Source organism: Aquipuribacter hungaricus (genome assembly GCF_037860755.1).
Classification (GTDB): domain Bacteria; phylum Actinomycetota; class Actinomycetes; order Actinomycetales; family JBBAYJ01; genus Aquipuribacter; species Aquipuribacter hungaricus.
In genome coordinates this window covers 1-5,116 of record NZ_JBBEOI010000246.1, presented here as the reverse complement: position 1 = coordinate 5,116, position 5,116 = coordinate 1, and the positions used below count along the sequence as shown (strand labels likewise).

At 72.9% G+C, this 5,116-nt stretch carries 2 protein-coding genes, 2 pseudogenes and 1 riboswitch; all 4 genes and pseudogenes read right to left on the bottom strand.

Going from position 1 to position 5,116, the window contains the following annotated elements; all coding sequences use genetic code 11:
- Positions 1-487, bottom strand: a pseudogene (locus WCS02_RS17255) (hypothetical protein); the annotation flags it as partial.
- Positions 488-501: 14 nt separating this feature from the next.
- On the bottom strand, positions 502-1,485 hold the full coding sequence (locus WCS02_RS17250) for a ribonucleotide-diphosphate reductase subunit beta (protein WP_340295480.1): 984 nt from the start codon (positions 1,483-1,485) through the stop codon (positions 502-504).
- A complete protein-coding gene (locus WCS02_RS17245; protein WP_340295478.1) occupies positions 1,482-4,067 on the bottom strand; it encodes a ribonucleoside-diphosphate reductase subunit alpha in 2,586 nt (861 codons plus the stop codon). Before WCS02_RS17245 ends, WCS02_RS17250 begins: the two co-directional genes overlap by 4 nt.
- Before the next feature lie 143 nt (positions 4,068-4,210).
- A riboswitch (cobalamin riboswitch) is annotated at positions 4,211-4,423 on the bottom strand.
- Positions 4,424-4,504: 81 nt separating this feature from the next.
- A pseudogene (locus WCS02_RS17240) lies at positions 4,505-5,116 on the bottom strand (hypothetical protein); the annotation flags it as partial.

Here is a 5,116-nt window from a genome sequence, read left to right as displayed (position 1 = left end):
GCCCCGGCAGCACCAGGGCGGCGGCCAGCACCGGCGCCGCGGCGGGGAGCCCCAGCACGACCCCGATCCCGACCACCTGCCGCCACCCGAGCGCCGGTCCCGAGCGGCCGCCCCGGGACCGGACCTCCGCGACCAGCCCTAGCACCGGCCCCGGCGCAACGGTGACCGCCGCGCCGGGTGCCCGTCGACGGTCGACCCGCACAGCGATCGCGACCACCAGGGCCACGGCGAGCGCCGCCGGGACCGCCGCCGGAGCTGCCGCGGTGGTTGCCGCCGTGGGGAGGGACGGGTCGACCTGCCCCGGCCGCAGGGCCGCGGCGAGGGCCAGCGCCAGCACCGCCGCGACCCCGTGCCCCACGGCGAGCAGGGCAGCGTTGGCGGGCACCGGGCCCGCCAGCCGCCGGACCTCGGCGACCGTCGTCAGGTGACCGGCGTCGCGTCCGCACCGCCGCCCCCCGACCCACGCCAGGACCCCGAGGACGGTCACCGCGACCGCCGCCGTCACGAGCCGGCCCGGGCGTCCACCTCGTAGCTGGTGTTGATGGACTCAAAGAAGTTGACCAGCTGCAGGGTGTCGTTCGCCGTCGCCATCCACCGCGCCGGGTTGGTGTCGCCGTAGTGCGCCTCGAACCCGAGCTCCTCGAGGCGTCGGTCGGCCAGGTACCGGACGTAGCTGTTGATGTAGTCGGCGTTCATCCCGAGGATGCCGTGGGGGAGCAGGTCCCGGTTGTAGGCCTCCTCCAGGGCCACGGCGTCCAGGACCATCTGCCGGATCTCGTCGGCGAACTCGGCCGTCTGCAGCTCCGGGTTCTCCTCCAGCACGGTGAGCACGAGGTTGATGCCGAACTTCAGGTGCAGGCTCTCGTCGCGCACCACCCAGTCGATCAGGGCGCCGAAGTTGCGCAGCAGGTTCCGCTGCCGGAACGACAGCGCGACCATGAAGCCGGAGTAGAACCAGATCCCCTCGAGCACCACGTTGTAGGCGACGAGGTTGCGGACGAAGTCCTTCTTGCCCTCCACGGTGGTGATGTCCACGGTCTGCTCGGCCATCCGCCGGACGTAGCGGACCTCGAACTCCTCCTTGGCGGCCATGGACGGGACGTCGACGTGCGCGGCGTAGGCCTTCTCGCGGTTGATGGGGAAGGTCTCCAGGACGTACTCGAAGGCCATGACGTGGTTGGCCTCCTCCCACATCTGCTTGGCCAGGTACAGGTGCGCCTCGGCCGCGGCGACGTAGGGGTACACCCCGAAGGCCAGGGCCTTGTTGACCAGCAGCTCGTTGGGGTTGAAGTAGCTCATGAGGAAGGTGAGCGCGTGCCGCTCCTCCTCGCTCATGCGCCGGAAGTCCGCCAGGTCCTCGCCGAGCTGGACCTCGTGGGGGAACCAGGTGTTGGCCACGGCCTGGTCGTAGAGGTCGGCCGCCCACTGGTAGCGGACGGGCTTGAGGAGCAGGCCCTCCGTGATGCCGGTCCCGAGGATGCTCACTGGCAGGCCTCGCAGTCCAGGCGCTCCTGCGGGTCCACCGGGCAGGTGTCGACGGCCGCGGCGACCGCCATCACGCCCGTGCCCGCGCCCGTCACGGGGGTCTCGGACGGGCCGGCCGGTGCCTGTGGTGCGCCCGCCGTCGGGGGCGGGGCCGAGACCCCGCCGAACCCGCGTCGCCTCGGCGCACCCGCCGCGACCACGGCCGGCGCAGGACCGCGCGACCCGGCCCCGGCGGCCACCGGCTCCTCCGCCTTGTTCACCCGCACGGTGCTCTGCTCGGCGTTGTGCCGCGGAAGCATGTGCAGGTAGTAGGTCGTCTTGACGCCCCGGCGCCACGCGGCGGTGTAGACGTCGACCATCTCGCCGACGTCGCGGCTGGACAGGTACATGTTCCGGCTGATGGCCTGGTCGACCCACTTCTGCGCGCGGGCCGCGACCTCGAGGAACGCGTACGGCGACAGCTGGAACGACGTCCGGTAGACGCGCTGCAGGTCCGCCGGCACACCGGGCACCTGCGACAGGTCGCCGCGGGCGGCCAGCAGGGGCTCCCGCACCTGCTCCCACAGCCCGCGCTCCTTGAGCGCGGCCACGAGGTTGCGGTTGACCTCGAGGAACTTGCCCGAGCTGGTCGACCGGGCGAACAGCTGGGTGAACTGCGGGTCGAGACCGGGCGTGGTCCCGGCGACGAGCCCGATGGACGCGGTGGGGGCGATGGCCATCACGGTGGCGTTGCGCATGCCGGCGCGGGTGCGCCGGCGCAGGGACTCCCAGTCCTGGCGGCGGGTGCGGTCGACGTCGACGGGCACGCCGCGGTCGGCGGCGAGCACGTCCAGGGTGTCGACCGGCAGCAGGCCGCGGCTCCAGCCGGACCCGGCGAAGGCGGGGTAGGCCCCGCGCTCGGCCGCCAGGTCCGCGCTGGCGGAGATGGCGTGGAAGCTGACGAACTCCGTCACCCGGTCGACGAGCTCGTAGGCCTCCTCGCTCTCGTAGGACAGCCCGAGCTGCTCGACGAGGTCGGTGAAGCCCATCATCCCCAGGCCCACGGCCCGGTTGCGCTCGTTGGACCGGTCGGCCTCGGGGACGGAGGAGCGGGTGACGTCGACGAGGTCGTCGAGGTGGCGCACCGCCCGCCGCACCGTGGTGCGCAGCAGGTCCCAGTCGAGCTCGCCGACGTCCGCGCGGAGGTGGTGGGCGAGGTTGACCGAGGCGAGGTTGCAGACCGAGGTCTCGTCGCGGTCCTGCGGCAGCGTGATCTCGGTGCAGAGGTTGGACAGGTGGATCGTGCCGGTGTTGTCGTTGAGGGCGCGGGTGTTGACGGTGTCCTTCCACGTCAGCCAGGGGTGGGACGTGGTCTGCAGGCTGGTGAGGATCGCCCGCAGCTGCTCCCTGGCCCCCACCGTGGCGTGCGCGCGCAGCTGCCCCGCCTCGGCCATGGCGACGTACTCCGCGTACCGGGCGCCGAACGCGGCCCCGGTGAGCTCGACGAGGTCGGGCGTCTCGGCGGGGTCGAACAGGTACCAGGGCTCGTCGGCCTCGACGCGGCGCATGAACTCGTCCGAGATCCACACCGCCGTGTTGGCGGTCCGGGTGCGCCGGTACGGGTCGCCGGAGCTCTGCCGCAGGTCGAGGAACTGCGGGAAGTCCAGGTGCCAGTTCTCCATGTAGAAGCACAGGGCCCCGAACTTCTTGCCGCCCCGCGACACGGCCCGCAGCGTGGAGTCGATGGTGTGCATGAACGGGACCGGGCCCGTCGAGGCGGTGTTGTTGCTGCGGATGGGCGAGCCCTCCGCCCGGAGCTTGGTGACCGACAGGCCGATGCCGCCGGTGCCCTTGGTGAGCCACATGACGTCGCGGACGGACCGGGCGATGTGGTCGATGTCGTCGTCCATCTGCATGACGAAGCAGTTGGACAGCTGGGCGACGGGGGTGCCGACGTTGACCAGCGTCGAACCGGCCGGCAGGTAGTGCAGCCGCGAGACCGACGCGTAGTACTCCAGCGCGCTGGCCGTCGGGTCCGGGGCCAGGAGGCTGAGGCCCATGGCGGCGCGCATCCACACGTACTGGGGCACCTCGAGGGCCTGCCGGTCCAGGTCGTGCACGGCGTAGCGGTTGGTGAGGGTGACGACCCCGACGTAGCGGAGCAGGTCGTCCCGGGCGGGGTCCACGGCGGCGGCGAGCCGGTCGAGGTCGAACAGCTCACCCAGCCGGGTGTCCAGCAGCCCGGCGGCGACGAGGCCGCGGACGTGGTCGCCGAAACGGCGACGGTGCAGCGCGCGGAGCTCGTCGGGACCGTCGTAGTCCCCGAGCACGCGCTTGTAGAGGGTCTTGAGCAGCAGCCGGGCGGCGACGACGTCGTAGCCGGGGTCGTCCTTGACGTTCTGCACGGCGACCTGGATGACCGACTCGTCCAGCTGCTGGCTGGTGATCCGGTCGAACAGCGTGATCTCCAGCTCGGCGAGCAGCTGGGTGGTGCGGACGACCTCGGGGTCCAGCCCCCGGCTCGCGTCCTCGATGGCCTGCGCGATCTTGTACCCGTCATAGGGCTCGACCGAGCCGTCCCGCTTGACGACGGTGATGTCCATGCACGTCCTCCACGTGGTGCCTGGTGGCGCCGGTGCACGGGGGAGGAGCCGCATGGTCGGGCGACGTCCGGGCGGCCCGGGGGCCGCCGACGTCACCTGGCCGTCGTCGCCCTCCCACGGGGCACCGGACGAACCGCGCACGGGTGCGCGCGGTGCAGCGGGCAGGTCTTCGGACTCACGGGCACGGGCGCCGGGGCGCCCACCTACCGGCCGTCGCTTCCCAGGTCCGCGGACCCAGTGCTCATGACGGCTGTCGTTCCCGTTCACCGCTGCGGGGCAGTCCCGGACTCTCACCGGGTTCCCTCTTGCGACACCGCCCCTGGCTGGGGAGGTGAACCTGCTGCGCCAAGGACACTACATCTGGTAGTTACAGCCGTGCAAGTACCCCCTCTATGGTGGACGTTGATCTCTTTCAGCCCGCGACGACGCCGTCGGCGTCACCGCAGCGCGCGCGAGCCCCGGGTCGTCACGACCACGAGCGTGGTGAGCCCGGCCAGGCCGGCCAGGGTCCAGGGGACGACGTCCGCGCCGCGCGAGCCGACCATCGCGCCGATGAGCGGCGCGGTGAGCACCGGTCCGGCCAGCCCGGCGGCGAACAGCGCGGTCAGGCCGTGCCCGTCGGGGAAGCTGCGCGCGTGCCACGCGACGACGGCCGGGAACACCGGCGCGACGACGAGCCCGGTGAGCGCGTACCCCGCGACCGCGGCCCCGGGCGCTGCGGCGAGGAGGAGGCCAGCCGTCCCGGCCGCCAGGGACCCGAGGACGAGGTGGCGCGGGTGCAGCCGCGCGGCCAGGGGCGCGGCGAGCAGCCGGCCGAGCGTGAGCCCGCCCCAGAACAGCGCCACCGCGCGGGCGGCGTCCTCCTCGGTGCTGGCCGTGGTGGCGAGCAGGTGCGTCGTCTCCCACCCGGCAACGCCGCCCTCGACGGTTACGTAGCCGAGCAGCACGACGCCCAGCAGGGCGAGCGCCGACACCCCGCCGGCGGCCGCGGGGGCGGGCCGCGCGCTCGGGTGCTCGCCCGAAGCCGCGCCGGGACCTGACGCCGTGGC

Coding starts and splice junctions, on each gene's coding strand:
- WCS02_RS17245 (WP_340295478.1), bottom strand. CDS start 4,067: ATGGACATCACCGTCGTCAAGCGGGACGGCTCGGTCGAGCCCTATGAC.